22 protein-coding genes are annotated in these 21395 nt (G+C 72.3%); 2 read left to right on the top strand and 20 right to left on the bottom strand.

Going from position 1 to position 21395, the window contains the following annotated elements; genetic code table 11:
• Nucleotides 1-17 precede the first annotated feature (17 nt).
• The 12 genes from FHU34_RS16665 to FHU34_RS16610 form a co-directional block, all read right to left on the bottom strand.
• Nucleotides 18-1376, bottom strand: a complete 1359-nt coding sequence (locus FHU34_RS16665; protein WP_167524830.1) for a hypothetical protein — start codon at nt 1374-1376, stop codon at nt 18-20.
• Nucleotides 1373-2341 carry an alpha-ketoacid dehydrogenase subunit beta gene (locus FHU34_RS16660; protein ID WP_145781543.1) on the bottom strand — a complete coding sequence of 323 codons (969 nt, stop codon included), beginning with the start codon at nt 2339-2341 and terminating at the stop codon, nt 1373-1375. Before FHU34_RS16660 ends, FHU34_RS16665 begins: the two co-directional genes overlap by 4 nt.
• A gap of 1 nt (nt 2342) precedes the next feature.
• Complete coding sequence (locus tag FHU34_RS16655) at nt 2343-3314, bottom strand: thiamine pyrophosphate-dependent dehydrogenase E1 component subunit alpha (protein WP_145781541.1); 972 nt, start codon at nt 3312-3314, stop codon at nt 2343-2345.
• On the bottom strand, nt 3311-4102 hold the full coding sequence (locus tag FHU34_RS16650) for a DUF3050 domain-containing protein (protein WP_145781539.1): 792 nt from the start codon (nt 4100-4102) through the stop codon (nt 3311-3313). Before FHU34_RS16650 ends, FHU34_RS16655 begins: the two co-directional genes overlap by 4 nt.
• A gap of 1 nt (nt 4103) precedes the next feature.
• On the bottom strand, nt 4104-5015 hold the full coding sequence (locus tag FHU34_RS16645) for a phytanoyl-CoA dioxygenase family protein (RefSeq protein WP_145781537.1): 912 nt from the start codon (nt 5013-5015) through the stop codon (nt 4104-4106).
• Nucleotides 5012-6103 carry a 4-hydroxyphenylpyruvate dioxygenase gene (gene hppD / locus FHU34_RS16640; protein ID WP_145781534.1) on the bottom strand — a complete coding sequence of 364 codons (1092 nt, stop codon included), beginning with the start codon at nt 6101-6103 and terminating at the stop codon, nt 5012-5014. Before hppD ends, FHU34_RS16645 begins: the two co-directional genes overlap by 4 nt.
• 74 nt (nt 6104-6177) lie before the next feature.
• Nucleotides 6178-7416, bottom strand: coding sequence for a beta-ketoacyl-[acyl-carrier-protein] synthase family protein (locus FHU34_RS16635; RefSeq protein ID WP_145781532.1), 1239 nt, complete (start codon nt 7414-7416; stop codon nt 6178-6180).
• Between the two features lie 67 nt (nt 7417-7483).
• A complete protein-coding gene (locus tag FHU34_RS16630) occupies nt 7484-9100 on the bottom strand; it encodes a class I adenylate-forming enzyme family protein (RefSeq protein ID WP_145781530.1) in 1617 nt (538 codons plus the stop codon).
• Nucleotides 9097-9615: a beta-ketoacyl synthase chain length factor gene (locus FHU34_RS16625; RefSeq protein WP_145785626.1), complete on the bottom strand. Its 519-nt coding sequence runs from the start codon at nt 9613-9615 to the stop codon at nt 9097-9099. The genes FHU34_RS16630 and FHU34_RS16625 overlap by 4 nt, the downstream gene beginning before the upstream one ends.
• Nucleotides 9616-9668: 53 nt before the next feature.
• The gene (locus tag FHU34_RS16620; protein WP_145781528.1) at nt 9669-10775 is read right to left on the bottom strand and encodes a beta-ketoacyl-[acyl-carrier-protein] synthase family protein; all 1107 of its coding nucleotides are present in this window, start codon (nt 10773-10775) and stop codon (nt 9669-9671) included.
• A complete protein-coding gene (locus FHU34_RS16615) occupies nt 10768-11013 on the bottom strand; it encodes an acyl carrier protein (protein WP_145781526.1) in 246 nt (81 codons plus the stop codon). Before FHU34_RS16615 ends, FHU34_RS16620 begins: the two co-directional genes overlap by 8 nt.
• Nucleotides 11013-11297: an acyl carrier protein gene (locus FHU34_RS16610; protein ID WP_145781523.1), complete on the bottom strand. Its 285-nt coding sequence runs from the start codon at nt 11295-11297 to the stop codon at nt 11013-11015. Before FHU34_RS16610 ends, FHU34_RS16615 begins: the two co-directional genes overlap by 1 nt.
• A gap of 15 nt (nt 11298-11312) precedes the next feature.
• Here FHU34_RS16610 and FHU34_RS16605 point away from each other — a divergent pair, with 15 nt between their 5' ends.
• Nucleotides 11313-12029: a 4'-phosphopantetheinyl transferase family protein gene (locus tag FHU34_RS16605; protein ID WP_145781521.1), complete on the top strand. Its 717-nt coding sequence runs from the start codon at nt 11313-11315 to the stop codon at nt 12027-12029.
• Here the strand turns inward: FHU34_RS16605 and FHU34_RS16600 are convergent.
• Nucleotides 11924-13273 carry a class I adenylate-forming enzyme family protein gene (locus FHU34_RS16600; protein WP_208745015.1) on the bottom strand — a complete coding sequence of 450 codons (1350 nt, stop codon included), beginning with the start codon at nt 13271-13273 and terminating at the stop codon, nt 11924-11926. The genes FHU34_RS16605 and FHU34_RS16600 overlap by 106 nt on opposite strands.
• A 412-nt stretch (nt 13274-13685) precedes the next feature.
• Here FHU34_RS16600 and FHU34_RS16595 point away from each other — a divergent pair, with 412 nt between their 5' ends.
• On the top strand, nt 13686-14777 hold the full coding sequence (locus FHU34_RS16595; RefSeq protein ID WP_145781516.1) for a serine hydrolase domain-containing protein: 1092 nt from the start codon (nt 13686-13688) through the stop codon (nt 14775-14777).
• Between the two features lie 40 nt (nt 14778-14817).
• Here the strand turns inward: FHU34_RS16595 and FHU34_RS16590 are convergent, their stop codons facing one another.
• From FHU34_RS16590 to FHU34_RS16560, 7 genes are all read right to left on the bottom strand, one after another.
• Nucleotides 14818-15645 carry a M55 family metallopeptidase gene (locus tag FHU34_RS16590; RefSeq protein ID WP_145781513.1) on the bottom strand — a complete coding sequence of 276 codons (828 nt, stop codon included), beginning with the start codon at nt 15643-15645 and terminating at the stop codon, nt 14818-14820.
• A 176-nt stretch (nt 15646-15821) separates the two neighbouring features.
• A complete protein-coding gene (locus FHU34_RS16585; RefSeq protein WP_145781511.1) occupies nt 15822-16139 on the bottom strand; it encodes an antibiotic biosynthesis monooxygenase family protein in 318 nt (105 codons plus the stop codon).
• Nucleotides 16136-17419, bottom strand: coding sequence for a beta-ketoacyl synthase N-terminal-like domain-containing protein (locus FHU34_RS16580; RefSeq protein WP_145781507.1), 1284 nt, complete (start codon nt 17417-17419; stop codon nt 16136-16138). Before FHU34_RS16580 ends, FHU34_RS16585 begins: the two co-directional genes overlap by 4 nt.
• Nucleotides 17420-17469: 50 nt before the next feature.
• Complete coding sequence (locus FHU34_RS16575; protein ID WP_145781505.1) at nt 17470-18744, bottom strand: beta-ketoacyl-[acyl-carrier-protein] synthase family protein; 1275 nt, start codon at nt 18742-18744, stop codon at nt 17470-17472.
• Between the two features lie 55 nt (nt 18745-18799).
• Entirely contained in the window at nt 18800-19204 is a 405-nt protein-coding gene (locus FHU34_RS16570; RefSeq protein WP_088989433.1) for a cupin domain-containing protein, read from the bottom strand.
• Nucleotides 19197-19952: an SRPBCC family protein gene (locus tag FHU34_RS16565; RefSeq protein WP_145781503.1), complete on the bottom strand. Its 756-nt coding sequence runs from the start codon at nt 19950-19952 to the stop codon at nt 19197-19199. The genes FHU34_RS16570 and FHU34_RS16565 overlap by 8 nt, the downstream gene beginning before the upstream one ends.
• A complete protein-coding gene (locus FHU34_RS16560) occupies nt 19949-21391 on the bottom strand; it encodes an acetyl-CoA carboxylase biotin carboxylase subunit (RefSeq protein ID WP_145781501.1) in 1443 nt (480 codons plus the stop codon). The genes FHU34_RS16565 and FHU34_RS16560 overlap by 4 nt, the downstream gene beginning before the upstream one ends.
• Nucleotides 21392-21395 lie beyond the last annotated feature (4 nt).

The raw sequence follows: 21395 nt of genomic DNA, 5'->3' as shown, positions 1-21395 counted from the left end.
TCAACGCAGGTGGGGGGTTAATCCTTGAGGAGGACTCCGGTCAGGAGGACGCCGTGGGCCAGGTTGAGGACGCCGTCGCAGCCGGGGTAGCCGACCCTCGCCAGGCCGCCGGAGGCTCGGCGGCCGAACAGGTACGGAGCCAGGGAGTACGGGACGTCGGCCGTCACCGTCTCGCCCGTCTCGATCTGCACGAAGTCCATCGGCACCCGGTCGGTCGGCAGATACTCCTGGAGGATCGCGCCGCCCTGCTCGACGGCGGCCCGTACGCCGGCCGCCCAGTCCGTCGGGCTCAGCTCCGGGCCGAGCAGCACGCCGTGCCCGGCCGAACCGTCGGCGGGTTTGGCCACCAGCTTCGCCTGCTCGGCGACGGCCCGGTCGAGCACCTCGGCGGTCAACGGCACGGTGTACGGCACGTGCCGCCGGATCAGCGTCTGGTCGTCAGCGGGTAGCCCGTCCACGTCCTCCCACAACCAGGCGAACGTGGTCTTGTTGCCGAGCAGCCAGGCCGCCGCCGACACGAACATCGGCAGGGTGCCCGCCGCGAGGGCACCGGCAACCGCGTCGAGGCCGGCGGTCGGGGTGACCCGATTGGGCACGAACAGTCGGAACAACGCGTCGACCGGCGCACCGCCGACGACCAGGCGGGTGTCGGCGTCCACAGTGGCCGTGGAGAGGGGCGCGATGACCAGGTCGATGCCGAAGTCCCGGGCCCGGACGGCGAGCGGGTCGAGGATCCGGATGAACGTCTCCGGGTCGTCCAGGCCGGGGTAGTCCGCGTCGAAGTCCATCAGCAGCGCCAGCCGGGCGCCGTCGGGCAGCCGAAGTTCCTCCCGGATCGCCACGAACCGCTGGTCCAGCAGGGACGGCGCGGCCCGCGCCGGCAGGCCGTCGAAGATCCCCTGCTCCTCGTACAGGCGCGCGTACCGCTGGATGACGGTGTCGGCGTCGAATCCGCCGCCGAGGCTGCTGTCGATGTTGTACTCGACGAATTTGGGCACCCCACCTGCGAAGATGACGTCCGGGCGGTACGCGGCCAGCAGCGCCTCGGTCAGCGGCTCCGACTCGTCCAGCAGTCGGGTCTCCCCCGCCGGTACGCCGAGCAGTCGACGCAGCTCACCGGCGGTGCCCGCCCGACGGCGGCAGGCGTCGAGGATGAGCTGGGCGAGCCGGTCGCAGACCTCGTTCAGCTCCCGCCACGCGTCGGCGGCCAGCACCGGGGGGCGGGCCAGCCGCCACTGCTTGTTGTAGGTGGCCCGGCCGTGGAAGACCTGCTCCCAGGCCGCCGCCCCACTGGCCACCATGGCCCGACGGGCCGGCTCCGGCAGGTCGGCCCAGGCCCGGTCGGCCGCCGGCCACACGTAGTTAGGGTCGATCATGAGGCGTCCTTCATGGTCAGGTGGATGGCGGTGGTGAGCTGGTCCCGGCCGGGCTGCACGGCCCGGTCCAGGGCCGGCGCGAACGGCAACACCGCGCCGTCCGGTCGGGTGACCCGGCGTGGCGGGGCGAGCAGTCGCACCCGCTCCAGCACCGAGGCGATGATCTCGGCGGCCATCCCGCAGGACCGGTTGCCGTCGTCGAACACGACGAGACGTCCGGTGCGGGCCACCGACTCGGTGAGACCGTCGATGTCGAACGGGTACAGGGTGCGCGGGTCGAACACCTCCACCGAGACCTGGTCGGCGAGCTCGTCGGCGACCGAGAGCGCGTCGTGCACCAGGTGCCCGATCGCGACCACTGTGACGTCGTCGCCGAATCGGTGGATCCGCCCCCGGCCCAGCGGCACCGGCGACAGTTCGTCGACGTCGTCGCGCACGTCCATCGCGCCGGCGGGCGCGAACACCACCACCGGGTCGTCGTGCCGGATCGCGGTGATCAGCAGCCCGTACGCGTCGGCCGGGGTGGCCGGTACGACGGTGACGACGCCGACGTGCGCGAAGAGGCTGTACGGGTGGTCGGAGTGCTGTCCGGCCCAGCCGGTCCGCGACCCGGAGCCGGGCACCAGGTAGGTGACCGGCACCGCGCATTGCCCACCGGTCATCAGCGGGAACTTGTGCGCGTGGTTGACGATCTGCTCGAAGACGAGGAACAGCAGCGACGGGATCTGGAACTCGATCACCGGCCGCAGCCCGGCCAGCGCCGCTCCGGTGGCGAAGCTGGTGAACGCCTGCTCGGACAACGGGGTGTCGCGGACCCGGTCGGCGCCGAACCGCTTGGCCAGGCCGGTGGTCACCATCGACGCCCCGACCTGGACGTCCTCGCCGAGCAGGAACACCGCCTCGTCGCGGGCCAACTCGTCGGCGAGGGCCCGGGTCAGCGCCCGCCGGTACGACAGTCGGGGCACCTCAACCACCTCCGGTGCGGGCGGTCAGACCGCTGGCGTACAGGTAGGCCATGGCGTCGGCCGGGTCGGGTTGCGGGCTGGCCAGGGCGAAGTCCACCGCCGCGTCGACTGTCGCCTCGACCTCGGCGTCCACTGCCGCCCGATCGGCGTCGGAAAGCCGTGAACCCTGAATGTCCACCGGGTCCCGGGCCCGGCCACGGGTCACCTCGTCGGGCGGGCGGTAGTCGAGGCGTACCGCGTGTTCGAAGGTGTGGTGGACGTCGAAGCGGTAGGTGCGGGCCTCGATCAGCTCGGGGCCGCCGCCGGCGCGCATCCGGTCGACGGCGGCGGCCGCGGCGACGCGTACCCCCTCGGGGTCCTGACCGTCGACCACGACGGCCGGGAGGCCGAACGCGGCGGCCCGGCCGGTGATGGTGCCGGCCACCGCGCCGGCGACCGGCATGGTGGTGGCGTAGCCGTTGTTCTCGCAGACGAACAGCACCGGCACCCGCCAGAGCGCGGCCAGGTTGAACGCCTCCAGCAGCATCCCCTCGTTGACAGCGCCGTCGCCGAAGAAGCTCACCCCCACGGTGTCGCGGCCCCGACGGCGGTGGGCCCACACCGCGCCCGTGACGATCGCCCCGGAGGCCCCCACTATCGCGTTGGCGCCGAGCACACCGAGGCTCAGGTCGGCGGCGTGCATCGACCCGCCCCGGCCGGCGTTGAGGCCGGTGACCCGGCCGCACAGCTCGGCGAACATCCGGGCCGGGTCCGCGCCCCGGGCCAGCACGTGCCCGTGGCCGCGGTGGGTCCCGGCGAGCACGTCGTCGGCGCCCAGGGCGGCGCAGACGCCGGCGGCGATTCCCTCCTGACCGAGGTACGGGTGGATGCCGCCGACGATCTGCCCGCCGTGGACCAGCTCCACCGCCCGTTCCTCGAACCGGCGGATCAGCCGGACCGTGCGGTAGAGCCGGACCGGGTCGGCGTCGGTCACGCCGGGCCCTTGATGGCGGCGAGGATGTCGTCCCAGAGGCGGGCCCGGGCGGCGAGCGCCGTGTTGACAGTGTCGGCGCACTCCTGCCACTTGGTGTCGTCGTCGCCGCACAGGTCGGCGAGCATCTGCATGGCCATCGGGGTGTGCTGCTCGCCGTCGACCTCGATGTGCCGTTCCAGGTAGTCGACGAACGTGTGCAGCCGGTTGCTGACCTCGTTGACCGAGACGACCTGGGTGAACATGTCCGGGATCAGGTCCTCCCGGCCGAACGCGAACGCCGCCGCCTGGCAGTGCACCGGGGTCGACTCGATGATCTGCCAGGTGGTCGCGGCGAACGCGGCGGACGGCGCCGGAACCCCGGCCTCGGCGAGCGCGTCGCGCACCGGCTGGCCGGCGCGCAGCAGGTCGATCAGGGCGTTGACGGCGGTGGTGTCCGCCCCGGCCTCGGCCATGCCCCGCACGTACAGCTCGAAGTGGCTGATGAAACCGCCGCCCAGCTCGTCGCTCTCCTCCACCATCACGATGTCGTTGATGAGGCGGCGGCTCCCCGTTGGGCCGGTCGGGATCCACGGCACGGTGACGCAGGTCAGCTGCCGTTGCAGCGACTTCAGCAGGGACATGAAGTCCCAGACCGCGAAGACGTGGTGCTCCATGAAGGTCACCAGCGCCTCGTGGGTGTCCAGGTTGGCGTAGAGGGGGTGCTTGACCACGGCGTCGCGCCGGTCGGTCACCGCCCGCTCCAACCGTTCGATGCCCGGGTGCGTCTTACCCCAGTCGTACCGTGACATGTCAGCCTCCCTGTGGGGCGCGGTGGCGCCAGATGACCGGGCAGTAATCGGGGTCGGCGTAGTCCGGTCGCCCCTCGTGGGTGCGACGGACCAGCACGTCGTGGTTGTACGCGGCGAGCGTGCCGTCGGAGAGCTGATACTCCCGCCAGGCGTTGTCGCCGTCCTGCAGGTGCAGCGAGATCGCCTGCCGGGGGCGGCCGCTGACGTTGGGGCCGCTGCCGTGGTAGGTGCGGCAGTGGTGGAAGCTCACGTGCCCCTTGGGGATCACCATGGGGATCTTGCGGATCTCCGCGCCGTTGTACGCGGCGTTCTCCGCCAGCATCTCCTCCAGCTGGCTGCGGTCCCGGTCGGCGAAGTGCCGCACCACTGTGTCGTCCGCGCCGATCTCCTTCCACCGGTGCGAGCCGTCGACCATGGTGATGGTGCCCATCTCCTCCCCGCAGTCGTGGAACGGGATGAACGCGGTGAGCATCTTCTCCGACGACGAGGACGCCCAGTAGTGCTTGTCGAAGTGCCAGGGCACGATGTTGCTCGGCTCACCGTCGATCGGCGGCTTGTAGATCAACGTGGACTGGAAGACGCGGATCTCGTCGGCCTCGGCGAGCCGGGCGGCGACCGCGCCGATCAGCGGCTTGCGCAGGATCGCGCCGAGCCCGTCGTGTTCGTGGTGGACGTAGTCGTTGTGCCGCTGCACCGGCCCCTTCGACGGGTCCCAGTAGGCCAACTTCGGTGGTCGTACCGGCAGCCGCCGGTCCCGCTCACCGTCGTAGTAGCGCTGCGTGGCGGCGGCGAGGGCGTCCACCTCGTCGTCGGTGAACAGCTTCTTCGACAGGTACCAGCCGTGCTCGGCGTAGTGGCGCACGTCCTCGTCGGAGGGCAGCAGCGCCCGCTCCTCGTCAGTGAGCGTGGTCATGCGCCCACCCCCTGCGGGGTGGCCGCCACAGTGGCGAGTTCCCGTTCCTTGGCCTCGTACAGCGCCTTGATGTTGCCGCTGCCGAAGCCCCGCGCGCCGCGCCGCTCGATCAGCTCCAGGAACAGCGTGCGACGCACGTGCATCGACTCGGCGAAGATCTGCAACAGTTGGCCGTCGTGGTCGGAGTCGACGAGGACGCCCAGCTCACGCAGCCGGTCCAGCGGCGCGTCCACCCGACCGACCCGGGCTTCCAGCGAGTCGTAGTAGCTGCCCGGGGTGCCGGCGAAGCGCACACCGCGCCGGCCGAGCGCCTCGACGGCGGTGAGGATGTCGTCGGTGCGCAGGCCCAGGTGCTGCACTCCCCCACCGGCGTGCTGGTCGAGGAACGCGTCGATCTGCCCCGGCCGCCGGGCGCGGTCCGGTTCCAGCAGCACCACAGTCACCCGACCGGATCCGCTCTGCACCACCTTCGAGTTCATCCCCTGCCCGTCGACCTCGATGTGCTCCTCGAAGATCTGCGCGAAGTCGAACAGCTTCTCGAAGTGCCGGACCGTGTCGTCGAGTTGACCGGGTGGCACGCAGACCGCCAGGTGGTCGATCTCGGCGAGCACCGGCGGATGCTCCTGCGTCGACGACGGCGTCGGTGTGATGGCCCCGGGCAGGAAGTCCGCCCGGTCACCACGGCGCTGCACCAACCGGTGCCGCACGTCGGCGAAGCCGTCCACCTCGGCGAACACCACCTCGGCGTCCGCGCCGGTGCGGGTGGTCGGTGGCGTCACCGCGGTCGCGCCGCGAGCCAGCAGGTCGGCGTACGCGGACGCCACGTCGTCGACCTCGACGGCGACGACAGCGATGCCGTCACCGTGGCGCTGCACGTACCGCGCCGCCGGATGCTCGGCGCTCAGCCCGGAGGTGAGCAGCAACCGGATGTCGCCGTGGCAGAGCAGCAGTGAGCGCTGCCCCTCCAGCCCGGTCTCCGGGCCACCCTGGCCACAGATGTCGAAGCCGACGGCGGTGCTGAAGTAGAAGGCCGCCTGCCGGGCGTCCCCCACGTAGAGTTCGATGTGGTCGATACCACGGATGTCCATGTTCCCTGAAACCCCTCCCACACAATTCCCCCCGTACTGCCGTCCGGGCCTGCCCGCCCGGGATGCCGCGTCGATCACCTCCTCGGCTCGGCGACACGCGCGAGCAGCAGGCTCACGTTCTGACCGCCGAACCCGAACGAGTTCGTCACCGCGTACTCCGGGTCGGCCTTGCGGGGTGTGCCACGGATGTGGTCCGCCGGGCAGGCCGGGTCCGGGTCGTCGAGGTGGTACGTCGGCGGCAGCAGCCCCCGACCGAGCGCCAACGCGGTGGCCGCCGTCTCCAGGACACCGGACGCGCCGAGCAGGTGGCCGGTGAGCGCCTTGGTGGAGCTGACCGGCACGCCGTCGACACCGAAGACGTCCGCGAGGGCGGTGGTCTCCGCGATGTCGCCGCGCTTCGTGGCGGTGCCGTGCGCGTTGACGTAACCGACCGCCGCCGCCGGCACACCGGAGCTGCGCAGCGCCCGGCGGATGCAGGCGGCCGCGCCGGCGCCGTCCGGGCGGGGCGCGGTCGGGTGGTACGCGTCGGTGGTCGCCCCGAAGCCGGCCACCTCGGCGTACCCGGTCACCCCGCGCGCGGCGGCGTGCTCGGCGTTCTCGAGGACCAGCAGCGCGGCGCCCTCGGCCAGCACGAAACCGCTGCGGGAGGTGTCGAACGGCCGGCTGGCGCGGGCCGGGTCGGCGCCGGCGCGGGCCAGGGCCCGCGCGTTGCCGAAGGTGTCCGCGAAGGTCGGGAAGAGCGGCGCCTCACTGGCCCCGCAGAGCACCACGTCGGCCTCCCCGGTCGCGATCAGCCGGACCGCGTCGGCGACCGCCTGCGCGCCGGAGGCGCAGGCGGTGCCGACCGACGAGCTGTAGCCCCGGATGTTGTGCGCGATGGCGATCCGCGCCGCCGGCATGTTCGGCAGGATCCCGGTGAGCAGGTACGGGCTGACCGCCGCCCGACCCCGGGCCGCGCGGGCCAGCACCTGCGCCTCCAGCGTGGCCATCCCGCCGACCCCTCCGACGATCACACCGATCCGCTCGGGGTCGACGTCGCGGCCCACCTCGATGCCGGCGTCGGCGAGCGCGTCGGCGGCGGCGAGCAGAGCGAGCACCACGATCCGGTCCAGCACCCGGGTCTCCGGCCCGGAGGCGACGGTGCGCGGGTCGATGTCGGGCAGCAGGCCGGCGACGTCCAGCGACTGCGCCGCGGGGTGCCCGTCGGGCGGGCGGGTCAGCCCGGAACGCCCGGTGGTCAGCGCCTCGAAGGTCTCCTCGACACCCCTCCCGACCGGAGTGAACAGACCCATCCCGGTGATCAGGGCGCTCACGCCGCCACTCCGCTTCGCTCCGCGCCGGCGTGAGACTCCACGCTGCTGAGCTGCCTGATTCGCTCGCTCATGAGACCGCCTCGGTGAGGTAACGCTCCCGCAGGACCACCTTGCGGACCTTGCCGGTCACGGTGACCGGGATGTCGGCGGAGCGCACCGGCACGACCCGACGCAACGTTGCGCCGACGTCCGGGCCGAGGGCCGTCCGGACCCGCTCGGTGCGGTCCTCTGCCTCGTCGGCGCCGGCGGCCAACTCCAACAACACGTCGGTGACCACCTGGCCGGCCTCGGCGACGATCACCACGGTGCAGTCGGTGACGTCTGGGCAGGCGGCGAGGATCCGCTCCTCGCTCAACGCGGTGTAGAGGCGTCGCCCGTCACCGGTCTCCACCGAGTCCACCGCCCGGTCCAGGTGGTAGTAACGGCCGTCGGCGTCGGCGCGGACCAGGTCGCCGGTCAGATACCAGCCGCGCTGACGGAACCGGTACGTGGTGGCCGAGTCGTTCCAGTAGCCACGGAACAGCGACGGCGAGTCGATGCCGAGGAAACCCACCTCACCTGTCGGCACCGGTTCACCGTCGGCGTCGAGGACCGCGACGGTGGCGAACCGGTACGGGCGGCCGATGCAACGGCCGTACCGGTCGGTGTCGGCGCGGTGCGTGATGTGGAACATCGAATGCCCCATCTCGCTGGAGCCCAGCCCGTCGATGAAGACCGAACCGGGCACCTTCGCCACCCCGTCGCGGGTGACGGTGTCGCGCCAGCCGACGGCGACGAGGCGACGGATGTGCGGCTCGTGCGACGCGTCGCCGGTGTTGAACCACAGCCGCACCGAGTCCAGGTCGTACCCGGACAGGTCGAAGCGGGCCAACTCGGCCCAGGTGACCGAGAAGCCGAACACGCCGTCGGGGTGCCACCGTTGGATGGCGTCGAGCACCCGCTCACCATCCTGTTCGGACAAGAGCAGCATCTCCGCGGAGTTGCCCAGCGCCTGGTTGACCATCAACACCGTCGCGGTGTGCGGGGCCGGCAACGCGTTGAGGATCCGGTGGGTGCCCTGCGCCTGGGGCATGGTGAGCAGGTGCCGGGTGGCGGCGAAGAGGCTGGCGTGCGAGTGCAGCACCGCCTTGGGCACCCCGGTCGTCCCGGAGGTGTGGGTGATCACGATCGGGTCGTCCGGGTGGTGCCGGTAGTGCGCCGGGGCAGCGGACGGGTCGCCGGTGCCGGCCTGCGCGGGGGTGCCGAGCAGCGGTGCGCCGAGGTCGTGCCCGGCCAGCAGCGCGGTGTGCTCGTCGTCGGCGAGTACACCGACGCCCCGCAGCCGGCGGATGTACTCGGCGGCGATCTCCGGGCGGAGCTTGCCGTTCATCAGCGCCGGAATGGCGCCGAGCCGGGCCAGCGCGAGGTAGCTGAGCACCATGTCGGCGGCGGCGGTGGCCCAGACGGCGACCGGGTCACGCAGGCGTACCCCGCGCTCGTGCAGCCAGGCGGCGCGGGCGGCGACCCGCTCGTCGAGCCGGCCCAGCGTGAGCGGTGTCTCGGCCGGGTGCCCGTCGACGGCGGTGTCGAACGTCAGCCCGGGTCCGTCCGGGTCGGCGCCGTGCGCCAACACCCGGGCCAGGACGTTGCCCGCGCCGACCTCGGGGTCGGCGGCCAGGGCAGCGCGTAGTCCTCGTTTCCTCATGGTCGTCCTTCTCCCCCCAGCAGCACCGCGACCGCCTCGGTAGGCGCGTCGGGTGCCTGTTCGATCAGGATCAGCAACACCTCGTCGGCGTCGCCGTCGTCGCGTAGCAGGTCCGCCTCGGCGACGCCGTCGGCGTGCGGGTCACCGGTCGGGCTCAGGCAGACCACCGGACCGCGCAGTCCCCAGCGGGCCGCGACGTGCCCGGCGACGCTGTTGGGCACGGACTGGAAGAAGAACAGCGGCCCGATTCGTCCGCCGTCCTCGACGGTCGCCCGTACGTGCTCCGCGCTGACGCGGTCGCCACTGGCGCTGACCAGCACGATCCCGGTCCGCACTCCGACGGGCACCCCCGCCGTCCCGTACCGCCGCCGCAGGCACCGTTCCGCCACCGCCACCACCACGGGCGCGAACTGCGAGGACACGAAGCCCGGGACTCCCGGCGCCGGCCCGTCGTCTCCGGCCTCCGGCCACCGTGCCCGCGCCAACACGCCCGGCTCTGTCCGGAACCCGCTCACCTGGGCGGGTGCGTCGGTGCGGGCACCGGACGATCGCTGGAACCCGGCGGCGGTCACGGCGCGCCGACCAGCAGTGCGGTGTTGGCGCCGCCGAACGCCGCGTTGAGGGTCAACGCGTGGGTAGCTGTCGTCCGGCGGGGCTGGTCGGTGATGACGTCCAGCGGGCAGGCCTCGTCCGGGGCCAGCCAACCGGCGTTGACCGGCAGGTCGCCGTCCCGGAGCGCGAACGCGGTGACCACGAGTTCGAGCAGCCCGGACGCCTCCAACGCGTGCCCGTGCACCGACTTGGTGGAGCTGACCGGCACCTGCGCCGCGTGCCCACCGAGGGCCCGGCGCAGGGCGGCGGCCTCGGCGGCGTCGCTCTGTGGTGTGCCGGTGGCGTTGGCGTTGACGTAACCGACGGCCTGCGGTGGCAGCCCGGCCCGGCGCAGCGCGGCGTCGACGGCACGGGCCAGCCCGGCCCCGGTCGGGTCCGGCTGGCACGGGTGGAAGGCGTCCCCGGCCCGCCCCCAGCCGGCGACGGTGGCCAGCGATTCGGTCCCGTGCCGACGCCCGGCGCTGGATTCCAGGACCACGGCGGCCACCCCGTCGCCGAGCAGCAACCCCCGCCGGTGGGCGCTGAACGGGCGGACCGCACCGTCGACCGCGAGGGCTCGACCGGCGTCGAAGAGCGCGAACTGGTCGGACTCCACCAGGTATCCGGCGGCGACCACCACCCGGTCGACGTCACCCCGGGCGATCAGTGTCGCCGCGTCGGCCACCGCCGTGCTCGCCGACACGCACGCGCTGGTGTAGACGCGGGTGTGCCCCGACAGTCCACAGCGGGCGGTGAGCTGGCCGGCGAGCGCGCCCGGGGCCGGGCCCGGGCCCGCTGGTCCGCCGTGCACGGCGAGCAGCAGGGGGCACCCGACGCGCTGCGCGGCGGTCAGGCCGGCCGCGTGGCAGGCCGCGTCGACGGCGGCGGTCAGTTCGTCGGGCAGCGCACCGACATCGGGCAGGGTGGCCGCCACGGTGACCCGGCGGGCGGCGGTGTCGAAACGGCGTACCGCTCCGAACGCCGGAACACCGGCCAGCGCGCCGGCGAGCTGCGCCTCGGCACCCCGACCCAGGGCACTGACCGCGTGTACGCCGGTGAGCTGCGCGACGCGCGACTCAGCCATCTGCGGAGGTCGTCAGCGACGCCCGGAACACCGCCAGGGCGTCGTCGACGGTACGGATTCCGGCCAGCTCGTCGTCGGTGAGGTCGAGCCGTCGGTCGTAACGCTGCTCGACGAGGTGCACCAGCCAGGCAAGCTCCATCGAGCCGACCCGGTCGGACACCTCGGCAGCCGGTTTCGCGGTGAGTTCGGCGAGCATGGTCAGCAGGTCAGCTCGCCCCAGGTCGGGCTGACCGCCCATCAGGCTTTGTCGCTCGTCGCCGCCGTGCCGGTCGTCGCCTGGGTGACGCGGTTGGCGACCATTGTGGTGAACTCGCCCACCGTCATCAGGGCCAACTGCTCCGACTCGTCGTCGGCGAACGTCACGCCGTACCGGTCCTCGACCCGGACGGACAGGTCGGCCAGGGCGAGCGACTCCAGGTCGACGCCGGCGGGGCCGAGCGTGGTGTCGTCGTCGAGTCCCTCGACGTCGTAGTTCATGTCGGCGAGCTGCTCGACGACGAAGGCGCGGACCTCGGCTCTCATGGATAACCTCTCTGGGTGGGCCAGCTGACGGCGTCCGGTCGGGACACCGCCTACGTGTGGGTCGGTCGGGATACCGGCGGTCAGCCGGATTCCTCCGCTGATCTGCTGCGTCGGGCGGGTGGTCTGCTGCTCGACCGTCCGGCTGCCGAGGTGCTGCTGACGCACGACAGCGCAGGACGGCCGGTCGTCCGCACGGCCCGGTCGGAGCGGCTGCCGGTCAGCGTCAGCCGTACCGCCGGTGTCGTGGTAGTCGCCGCTCGCACTACCGGCGCGGTCGGGGTGGACGTGGAGCGGATCCGTCCGCTGCCCGCGCTCGCGCTGGCCCGCCGCTGGTTCCCGCCGGCCGAGTCGGCCTGGTTGACCGATCGGCCCGAGGCCGGCCGGGCGGTGGACTTCCTGCGGTTGTGGACCGCGAAGGAGGCGGTGGGCAAGACGCTCGGACGAGGGCTGCGCGGCGGCGGGTTGCTCCGGGAGATGCCGCCCCCGGGGTGGCCGTGGCGACCGGTACCCGGCGTGGAGGCCCTGTGGGTCGGTCACCCGCTGCTGGGCGGAGATGTCGTCCTCGCCGTCGCGGTGCACGCGACGGCCCAGGTCGAGGTCGAGATCGAGGTGGTGCAGTGGCCCGGTCACGACGTGGCCGCCGAGCGCAGCGCGTCGGTCGAACGGACCAGTTTGCCGGTGGTGGTGCGGGGCAGCTGGTCGAGCAGGCGCAGCACCCGAGGGCGCTTGTAGCCGGCCAACCGCTCGGCGAGGAGCTTGTCCAGCGTCTCCTCCGACAGCGGCCCGTCCGGTTGCACGTACGCGGTGATGGCGTCGTCCCACACCACCACCGCGGCGGCCACCCCGGGCAGCTCGGCGACTGTCGTCTCCACCTCGGTCAGGTCGACCTTCATGCCGCCCACGGAGACCTGCGAGTCGAGTCGACCGCGCACGGTGACCAGGCCGGTGTCGGGGTCGACGGTGCCGGCGTCGCGGGTGTGCAGCCAGCCGTCGGCCCAGCGGGTCGGGTCGCTCAGCCCGACGTACGGCGACGCCGGGCAGGACACCCACAGCTCACCGCCGGACTCGCGGACCTCGATGCCGGGCGCCGGGGCGATCGACGGTCGGTGCGACCCGTGCAGGTCGGTGCCGATCACCCCGACCTCGGTCATCCCGTACATGTTGCCCAGCGGAACTCCGTACCGGTCGGTGAACGCACGGGCGACCGCGGCTGGCACCAGCTCACCACCGGTGGTCATCCGCCGTAGCTGCGGCAGCGGGCCGGCCGGCCGGGTGGAGGCGAGCAGTCCGATGTGGAAGGGCACACCCAGCACTGTTGCCGGTGTCGCGTCGGCGGCGATCGCGGCCAGTACGGCGTCACCGCTGAGCCGCTGCGGCGGCACCAGCTCGACCCCGGCGTGCAGCCCGTAGAGCAGGCCACCGACCAGGCCGAGCACGTGCACCATCGAGGGCAGCAGGATGATCCGCTCGCCGGGCAGGGCGACCCCGTCGATCTGCGTGTAGCGGCGCACCTCGGCGACCAGGTCCGCTGCCGTGCGACCGATCACCTTGGACGGTCCGGTGGAGCCGGAGCTGAGTTGGATCACGGCGTGGCCGCTGACCGCCGGGCTGTCGGCGTACGGGGTGACGCCCTCGGTGACGTCGACGAAGATCCGCAACGCGCCACTGCCGCTGCGGATCGGCGCGACCACCACCTGCGGGGTGAGCCGAACCAGGGCGCGGTCCACCTCGTGGTCGGTCAACCGGTGGTCGAGCAGGATCGCCTGCGCCCCGGCGCGCCAGGTGGCGAGCAGGTTCACCACGTACGCCAGCGACGGCGGTAGCCGCAGCGCGGCAGCGCCACCCGGACGCAGTCCGGCCGCGACGAGCCGTCCCTGCGCGGTGGTGACCAGCTGGTGCAGAGTGGCCCGATCGATGGGTTCGGGCAGACGGAGGCAAATGTCGGTAGAGCGGCCGGCGAACAGGATTTCGTCCACCCATCCGGGGTCCGTCGCCGTAGGATCTTCTGCCGCCACTGCCGTTCACCGCCCAGCATTAAATAGGGCAAATATGCCCATGACGTACGCTTGTTGGGGTGCTGCGGGGAACCATACGACGCGCACAGGACCATTGCTAGATGCAAATGGATGGATCAAAAGAAGCGGCCAGCCGGATTGCCGACAGCCCGTTCGGCGGGCAGGATCAGGCGCGTGCCTCGGCAGAGTGTCACCGAGGCATGACGCCTCGTACCACTGTCGCGCGGCCTGAACCGGACGGCCGATGGCGTCGATCAATCGAGACGCACCGGCCGTCGAGGTGATACCGACCCGCGGCGGTGGGGTTAGCCGGAGCACCACCGGGGGGCTTGCCGGAGTGATGACCTCCGGGCCGGTGACCATAGTGGAGGCCATGCGAACTCTTGCGGTGGCAGCGGCAGCGACATTGCTGGTGGCGACGGGTGGCGCCACGACACCGAGTGAGCTCCGGCGTGATGTCGAGGCGCTGCGGGCGACAGGTGTGACGGGCGTCCTGGCCCGTCTGGAGTCGCGGACCGGCGCGAGGGTCGTCCGCTCGGGCCGGGACGTCCCGCACGACCCGTATCTGCGGATCGGGAGTACCACCAAGACGTTCACCGCGGTCGTGGTGCTGCAACTCGTCGGCGAAGGGCGGCTGACGCTTGACGATCAGGTCGACAAGTGGCTCCCGGGTGTGGTGGCCGGTCGGCGGATCTCGGTGCGGCAGCTCCTGCAGCACACCAGCGGCCTGTACGACTACTCGTCCGACCTGATCGGGAACTACGTCACGCCCGAGTCCTACCTGCGGGAGCGGGACAGGCCGTACGCGCCGGAGCAGCTCGTGACGATCGCCATGGGCCACCCGCACGGCGGCACCACCTGGTCGTACTCGAACACCAACTACGTCCTCGCCGGCATGCTGATCACGGCGGTCACCGGGCGGAGCTGGGCACGCGAGGTGGACGCCCGCATCACCGGACCACTGGGCCTGCGGCGCACCCGCACCGGGTTCGTGCGCGACCTGCCCGCGCCGCACGCCACGAACCACATGCAGTTCACGCCAGGCGGTCCGCTGGTAGACACGACGATCGCGATCCGGGGGCTGGACAGCGGCGCCGACGGGTCGATGACCAGCACGGCGTCCGACCTCAACCGGTTCCTGGCCGCCCTGGCCGGAGGCCGCCTGCTGCGGCCGGCGCAGCAGGCGCAGATGCGCACGCTTGTCGCGGCGGCGGATTCCCCCGTCGGGTCCGGGTACGGGTTGGGCATCTTCTGGATCCCGCTGTCCTGCGGCGGTGGCTACTGGCGACACGGCGGCACCGGTTTCGGATACCAGGTGGAGCCGGCGTTCACTGACGACGGGCGTCGGTTGACCGTGTCGATCTTCACCAACACCGGCGACCCCGAACTGGCCGCGACCCGCCAGGACCTCCTCAACGACCTGGTCGACCACGCCTTCTGCCAGACCGTGTCCGCACACTCGTAGCACCGACCCACGCCACACCGGGGCGCGTCGACGACAGCGGCTAGCCGGGTTTGATGCTGGCGAGTTGGACCAGCAGCTGAACCAGCCGGTACGTCTCGGCGACATCGGTGGCGCGGAAGGCGACAGTCCGGCCGCCGCCGACACGGGCCACGCCCGGCACCAGGATTGCGAGATCGACCATGTAGGGGCCGTAGAGGTCGACCTCGACGTCCAACGGCCCGGCCATCGTCACCGGGGCGATCGAGGCGCGCCGTGCGATGGCCTCGGCGGCAGCGTGGCGCAGCCGCTCCCGTGCCTCCTGCGGATGCAGGGCCACCGCGGCGGCCTGACCCAGGGTCTGCTTGACGGCGACGGTGACCGCCGAGGGCACCAGCTCACTGAATTCCGCGCAGGCGGTGTCGTCTCCGCTGAGCAGCACGACCGGCACGTCGAGGTGCCCCGCCATGGCGACGTTGAGGCCGATCTCGCCCAGCGATCGTCCGGCCACCCGTACGTCGAGGACGGCGTCACTTATCGTGTGGGCCAACACGGCGGGCCCGGCACCGGCCCGAGCGTGGTAGCCGACGAGCAGAACGGCATCGGTGTGCTCGTCCAACCCGGCGAGCATGCCCAGTGGGCGGGGTTTACCTCGCACGAGGTGAGCACGCCGGTCGAGGTCCTCCGGCAGGAGGTTCCGAAACGGTCCATGTGCGTCGGCGACCCACACCACCGCGGCGGGTTCGGCGTCGAGCACGCCGGCGATCACCGCATCCGCCTCGGCCGTCATGAGCGCCCGACCGCGTTCGTAGTCGTAGCGATCCGGGTTCGTCTCGGTGGGATGCACAATCCCCGAGATGCCCTCCAGATCCACAGATATCAGTACCTTCATGGGTCCAGAACCCTACGCGCTCAGCGATCACCTCACCCCGTGGACGATCCGGTGGTGGCACCCCTTCCGGCCCAAGATCAGGTGATGAAAAGTAGGTCAGGGACGGTCCTGACAACTATTTTTCATCACCTGATCACGGAAGCAGCGCCGCGGCCATCCTGGCGGGCGCCGACCCGTCAGGCCAGGGCGGGCGTCTGGGCGTGGATGTGGAAACGCAGCGAACGGGCGTCGGTGAAACACTCCCGCATCGGGCGAACAAGGTCCCGGTGCTCCGGGCTGCGTTCCCAGGTCTCGAAGTCGGCCAGGCTCGCCCACTCGCTGGTGATCAACCACTGTTCCGGGTCGGTCGACGAACGGCACACCTGGTCGACCAGGTGCCCCGGCACCCCTCCGGCCACCAGATGCCGCACCTCCTCGTAGGCGGCGAGGAACGCCTCGGTGCGCGGCACCGGCACCCGCACCAGGAAGACCACCCGGGCCCGCTGCTCGCTCATGATGTTTCTCCCATCGTCGGCGCGGCACCCCGCAGGACCAGCGCGCTGTTGAAGCCGTCGAAGCCCCGCGCGCAGACCAGCGCGAGGCGGTTGCGCGGCCGGCGGTGCTCGCGCAGGAAGTCCAGCTCGCACCCGTCGGCCACCTCGTCCGGGCCCGCCGAGGCCGGCAGCGTGTCGTGGGCGAACGCGAGCAGCGCGGTAGCCACGTCCAACGCCGACCCACCCTGGTACGCCCGCCCGGTCAGCGGCTTCTGCGTCGTCACCGGGGGCGGCCGGTCGCCGAACACCGCACGCAGCGCCTCGGCCTCGCTGCGGTCGTAGCGGGACACCCCGAGCGCGTCAGGCAGCACCACGTCGATCCCGGCCGCCGCGACGCCGGCCCGGTCCAGGGCCAACCGCATCGCCCGCGCGTACTGGCCCGGGTCTCCCGCGCTGTCCGCCGTGGTGTGCGCGGCGTCGTGGGTGGAACCCCAACCACTGACTTCGCCGTACACCCGGGCGCCCCGGGCCAGGGCGTGCCCCAACTCCTCCACCACGAACACCGCTCCCCCCTCGGCCGGCAGGTAACCGCTGGCCGAAGCGTCGAACGGCAGGTACGCCCGCTCCGGGTCGGTCACCTCACTGAGCAGACCGGAGCGCAACTGGCACGCCAACGCGTACGGGCTCAGCGGGCACTCGGTCGCCCCGGCGATCACCACCGGTGTGCCCCGGCGCACCGCGCGGGCCGCGTGCGCGAGGCTGTCCAGCCCGCCGGCCGACTCCGCGACCAACACCCCGCTCGGGCCCTTGAACTGGTGGTGGATGGAGAGCTGCCCGACGCTGGCCGCGTAGAACCAGGCAATCGACTGGTACGCCCCGACCGTGCGCGACGTCCCGCCCCAGAGCCGTTGCAGCTCCCGCTGACCGAACAGGTTGCCGCCCGACGAGCTGGCCAGTGTCACCGCGTACCCGTACGGGTCGGAGGCCCGCTCGGGCAGGCCGGCGTCGGCCAACGCCAGCCGGGTCGCCGCGAAGCCGAGGTGCGTCCACCTGTCGGTCTGCACCAACTGTCGACTGTCCGCGTAGGAGTCCGGGGTGAAGCCGGGCACCTCCCCGCCGTTGCGGGTCGGGTAGCCGGACGGGTCGAACAACGTGATCGGACCGGTCCGCCGGGTGCCGGCCAGCACCGTACGCCAGTGCGCGTCCGCGCCGATGCCACTGGGCGCGACCACACCGATGCCGGTCACCACCGCCCGAGCCGCAGGAGCGCTGACCCCGTCCCGCTGCTGGGGCGCGCTCACGCCGGCACGATCCTCAGCGGCGCTCACGCCGCCGTGTTGCTCAGCGGCGCTCACGCCGCCACGCTCCCGGGCAGCCGGCGGAACACCATCGCCGACTGGAAACCGCCGAACCCGCTGCCCACCGACAGGGCCACGTCCACCGGGACCTCCCGCGCCTCGTTCGGCACGTAGTCCAGGTCGCACTCCGGGTCCCGGGTGCTCCAGTTCGCCGTCGGCGGCACCACCCCGAACTCGATCGCGAGGGCACACGCGGCCATCTCGATCGACCCGATCGCACCCAGCGAGTGCCCCACCATCGACTTGATCGAGCTGATCGGCACCTGGTACGCGCGCTGACCCAGCGCCCGCTTGAACGCGGCCGTCTCGTGCCGGTCGTTCTGCCGGGTACCCGAACCGTGCGCGCTGATGTAGGACACCTGCTCCGGGATGATCCGACCCTGCGTGAGCGCATCGGTCACGGCGAGGCTCATCTCCAGCCCGTCCGGCCGCAACCCGGTCATGTGGTAACCGTTGCTGCGGCTGGCGTACCCGGCCACCTCGCAGTAGATGTGCGCCCCCCGCCGCAGGGCGTGCCCGGCCTCCTCCAGCACCAGCACCGCCCCACCCTCGGCCAGCACGAACCCGTGCCGGTCCGCGTCGAACGGACGCGAGGCGTGCGCCGGGTCGTCGTTGTCCGGGCTGGTCGCCTTGATCGCGTCGAACGAGGCCACGGTCACCGGCGAGATCGGCGAGTCCGACGCGCCGGCCAGCATCACGTCCGCCTCACCGTCCACGATCATCTGGTGGGCGTACCCGATGGCGTCGATGCCCGAGGTGCAACCGGTCGACACCACCTGCGCCGGGCCGTGCAACCCGTGCCGGCAGGCCACGTCGGCGGCGAGGCTGCTGGGCACCAACGCCTGATAGAGGTACGGGCCACCGCGCGCCGCGTCGACCAGCCACCGCTGGCCGTGCTCGCTGACCGTGACGTACTCCTGCTCCAACGCCATCGTGCCGCCCACAGCGGTGCCCAGCACCACCCCGGCCCGGTCCCGCTCCGCGTCGGTGAGCACCAGTTGGGCGTCGGCGAGCGCCTCGGCGGAGCAGGCCAGCGCGAACTGGACGTACCGGTCGGCCCGGAGACGCTCGGCCTCGCTGAGCCCCGCCGCGACCGGGTCGAAGTCGCACTCCGCGGCGATCTGCGACCGGAACGGCGACGGGTCGAAGAAGCTGATCCGCCGGGTGGCGGTCCGCCCCTCGGTGATGGTCTTCCAGAACCGGTCCCGGCTCGCGCCGCCCGGGGCGACCACCCCGACCCCGGTCACCACCGTGCGGCGCCTGGTCATCGCGTCACCTCTGTTCGCGACTGCGGGGCTCGCAAAACCGGCTCACTCCTCGCGCTCACGATCCGCCCCGCTGTTCGACCAACTCGGTGTCGACGTGCCCCAACTCGGGGCGCGGGGCGAGCGGACCCAGGTGGAAGACCACCTCGGCCGGCTCGACGCCGGTGTTGCGCAGCCGGTGCCGCACGTTCACCGGAACGAACAGGCCCTCGCCGGTGGCCAGCAGCGTCGGCTGGTCGTCCAGGTCGACGGTGATCGCGCCGCGGACCAGGTACAGGAACTCCTCGCTGTACGGGTGGTAGTGCTCGGCGATCCGCTCCCCCGGCGCGAGGGTGGCCACCCCGAGGAACCCCGAGGTGCTGCCGACGGTGCGGGGGCCCAGCAGCACCCGCAGCTCACCGCCGCGCCGCCGGTCGGCGGGTACGTCCCGGGCGGCGACCGGCCGGGTGCTCAGGTCACTCATCGTCGGCCTCCGTCGACTCGTCGCCGGCCGCCGGGTAGCCCTGGTCGGCGCGTTGCCGGGCGATCCGCTCCACCCGGTCCTTGATCACTGCGAGTTGGATGACGCTGTTGGTGTTGATCCGCTCGGTCATCGCGGCGTTGTCGACGGGTGCTGTCGGCTTCATGGCGAAGTCCTGCGTCCAGGTCATCCGGGTGCCGCCGTCCTCCTCGGTGTAGCGCCAGTGGATCCGCATGTACTCGAACGGCCCGGTCTCCACCCGGTGCGCCCGCACCTGGCGGCTCACCGGGTCGGAGGTGCGTTCACTGACCCAGCTCCAGGACACCCCGTTCTCGTCGGGGTACATGGTGAGCCGGAACCGCACCGTGTGCCCGTCGCGGTGCAGGATCTCCACCACGGCGTACTCGGTGAACAGCTCGGTCCAGTTCGCCACGTCGTTGGTGACCTCCCAGACCACCGCGAGCGGTGCGTCGATGACCACGCTGTTCTCGGTGTGCCCGGGCGGGTCGGCGCGGTTGGCGACCAGGTCGGCCACCGCCGGGATGCTCAGGTGCCCGGCCTGCTCGGGGATGCTCACCTGCCACCTGTCGGCGACGACCGCGGAGAGTTCCAGCAGGGCGAGTGAGTCCATGCCCAGCTCCTCCAGCGACGCGGCGGGCGCCCGGGCCGCGGCGTCGGCGTCCAGCCCGCAGTGCGCCACCAGGATGTCGGTGATCTCGGCGGTCATCGGGCGACCATGGGTGACGGTCATCGGGTCCTCCTGTTGGGTACGTCGGGCGTCGCGGCGGACGCGGGGCGCGGTGCGGGGGTGGCCGTCGGCCGCTGTGCGGGCGCCGCACCGGGCACACCGAGCAGACGGTCGACCAGGCCCGTGGTGTAGCGGCCTTTGCGGAATGCGGCGTCGTCGAGCACCCGCCGGACGAACGGGATGGTGGTGTGCACACCCGGGCCGGCGATGTCGAACTCGTCGAGGGCGCGTTCCAGCCGGTTGAGGGCCAACTCCCGGTCGGGTGCCCAGACGATGACCTTCGCCAGCAGGGAGTCGTACCAGGGGCCGATCACGTAGCCGGCGCTGGCGTGGGTGTCCACCCGGGTGAACGGGCCGCCGGGTGGGGTGAAACGGTCCAACCGGCCGGGGGTGGGCGCGAAGCCACGCCCGGGGTCCTCAGTGTTGACCCGGCACTCCACCGCGACGCCGCGCAGGCGGATCTCCTCCTGCCGCCAGCGCAGCGGCACGCCGGCGGCGATGTGCAGCTGCTCGTGCACCAGGTCGATCCCGGTGATCATCTCGGTCACCGGATGCTCGACCTGGATCCGGCAGTTGATCTCCAAGAAGTGGAACTGTTCCTCGGCGTCGACAAGGAACTCCAGCGTGCCGGCACCGACGAAACCGACCTCGAGCGCACCCCGCAGCGCCGTCTCGGCGATGGTGTCGAGGACGGCGGCGGGCAGCGCCGGGGCGGGCGCCTCCTCCACCAGCTTCTGGTGCCGGCGTTGCACCGAGCAGTCCCGGGTGCCCAGGTGCACCCCGTTCCCGTGGGAGTCGCAGAGCACCTGCACCTCGACGTGCCGAGCCTCGGTGAGGTAGCGCTCGACGTACACCCGGTCGTCGCCGAAGGCGGCCTGCGCGGCGGCCCGGGTCCGGGTGTACGCCCGGCGCAGCTCGCCCGGGGTGCGGACCACTGTCATCCCCCGGCCGCCGCCCCCGGCGGCGGCCTTCACGATCACCGGGTAGCCGACGGCCTCGGCGATCTCGGCGGCCGCGGCGGCGGTCGGCACCGGTGCGACGCTGCCCGGAGACAGCGGCAGGCCGGCGCGGCTCATCAGGGCCCGCGCGGAGGACTTGTCGGCCAACGCGGCCATCACCGCCGGCGGCGGGCCGATGAAGGTCAGCCCGTTGTCCGCGCAGATCTCGGCGAAGTCGGCGTCCTCGGAGAGGAAACCGTAGCCGGGGTGCACGGCCTGCGCGCCCACCTGTCGGGCCGCCTCCACGATGGCGGCGGCGTTCAGGTAGCTGCGCCGGCTCGACGCGGGCCCGATCCGGATCGCCTGGTCGGCGTGACGGACCGCCGCCGAGTCGGCGTCGGCGGCGGAGTAGACGACGGCCGTCCGTACGCCCAGCTCCCGGCAGGCGCGCAGCACCCGCAGCGCGATCTCGCCCCGGTTGGCGATCAGCACGGTCTCGAACATCGTC

Source organism: Micromonospora taraxaci (assembly GCF_007830095.1).
GTDB lineage: Bacteria > Actinomycetota > Actinomycetes > Mycobacteriales > Micromonosporaceae > Micromonospora > Micromonospora taraxaci.
Note: the sequence above shows the minus strand (reverse complement) of the source record. Positions and strands in the feature narration are given on the sequence as shown.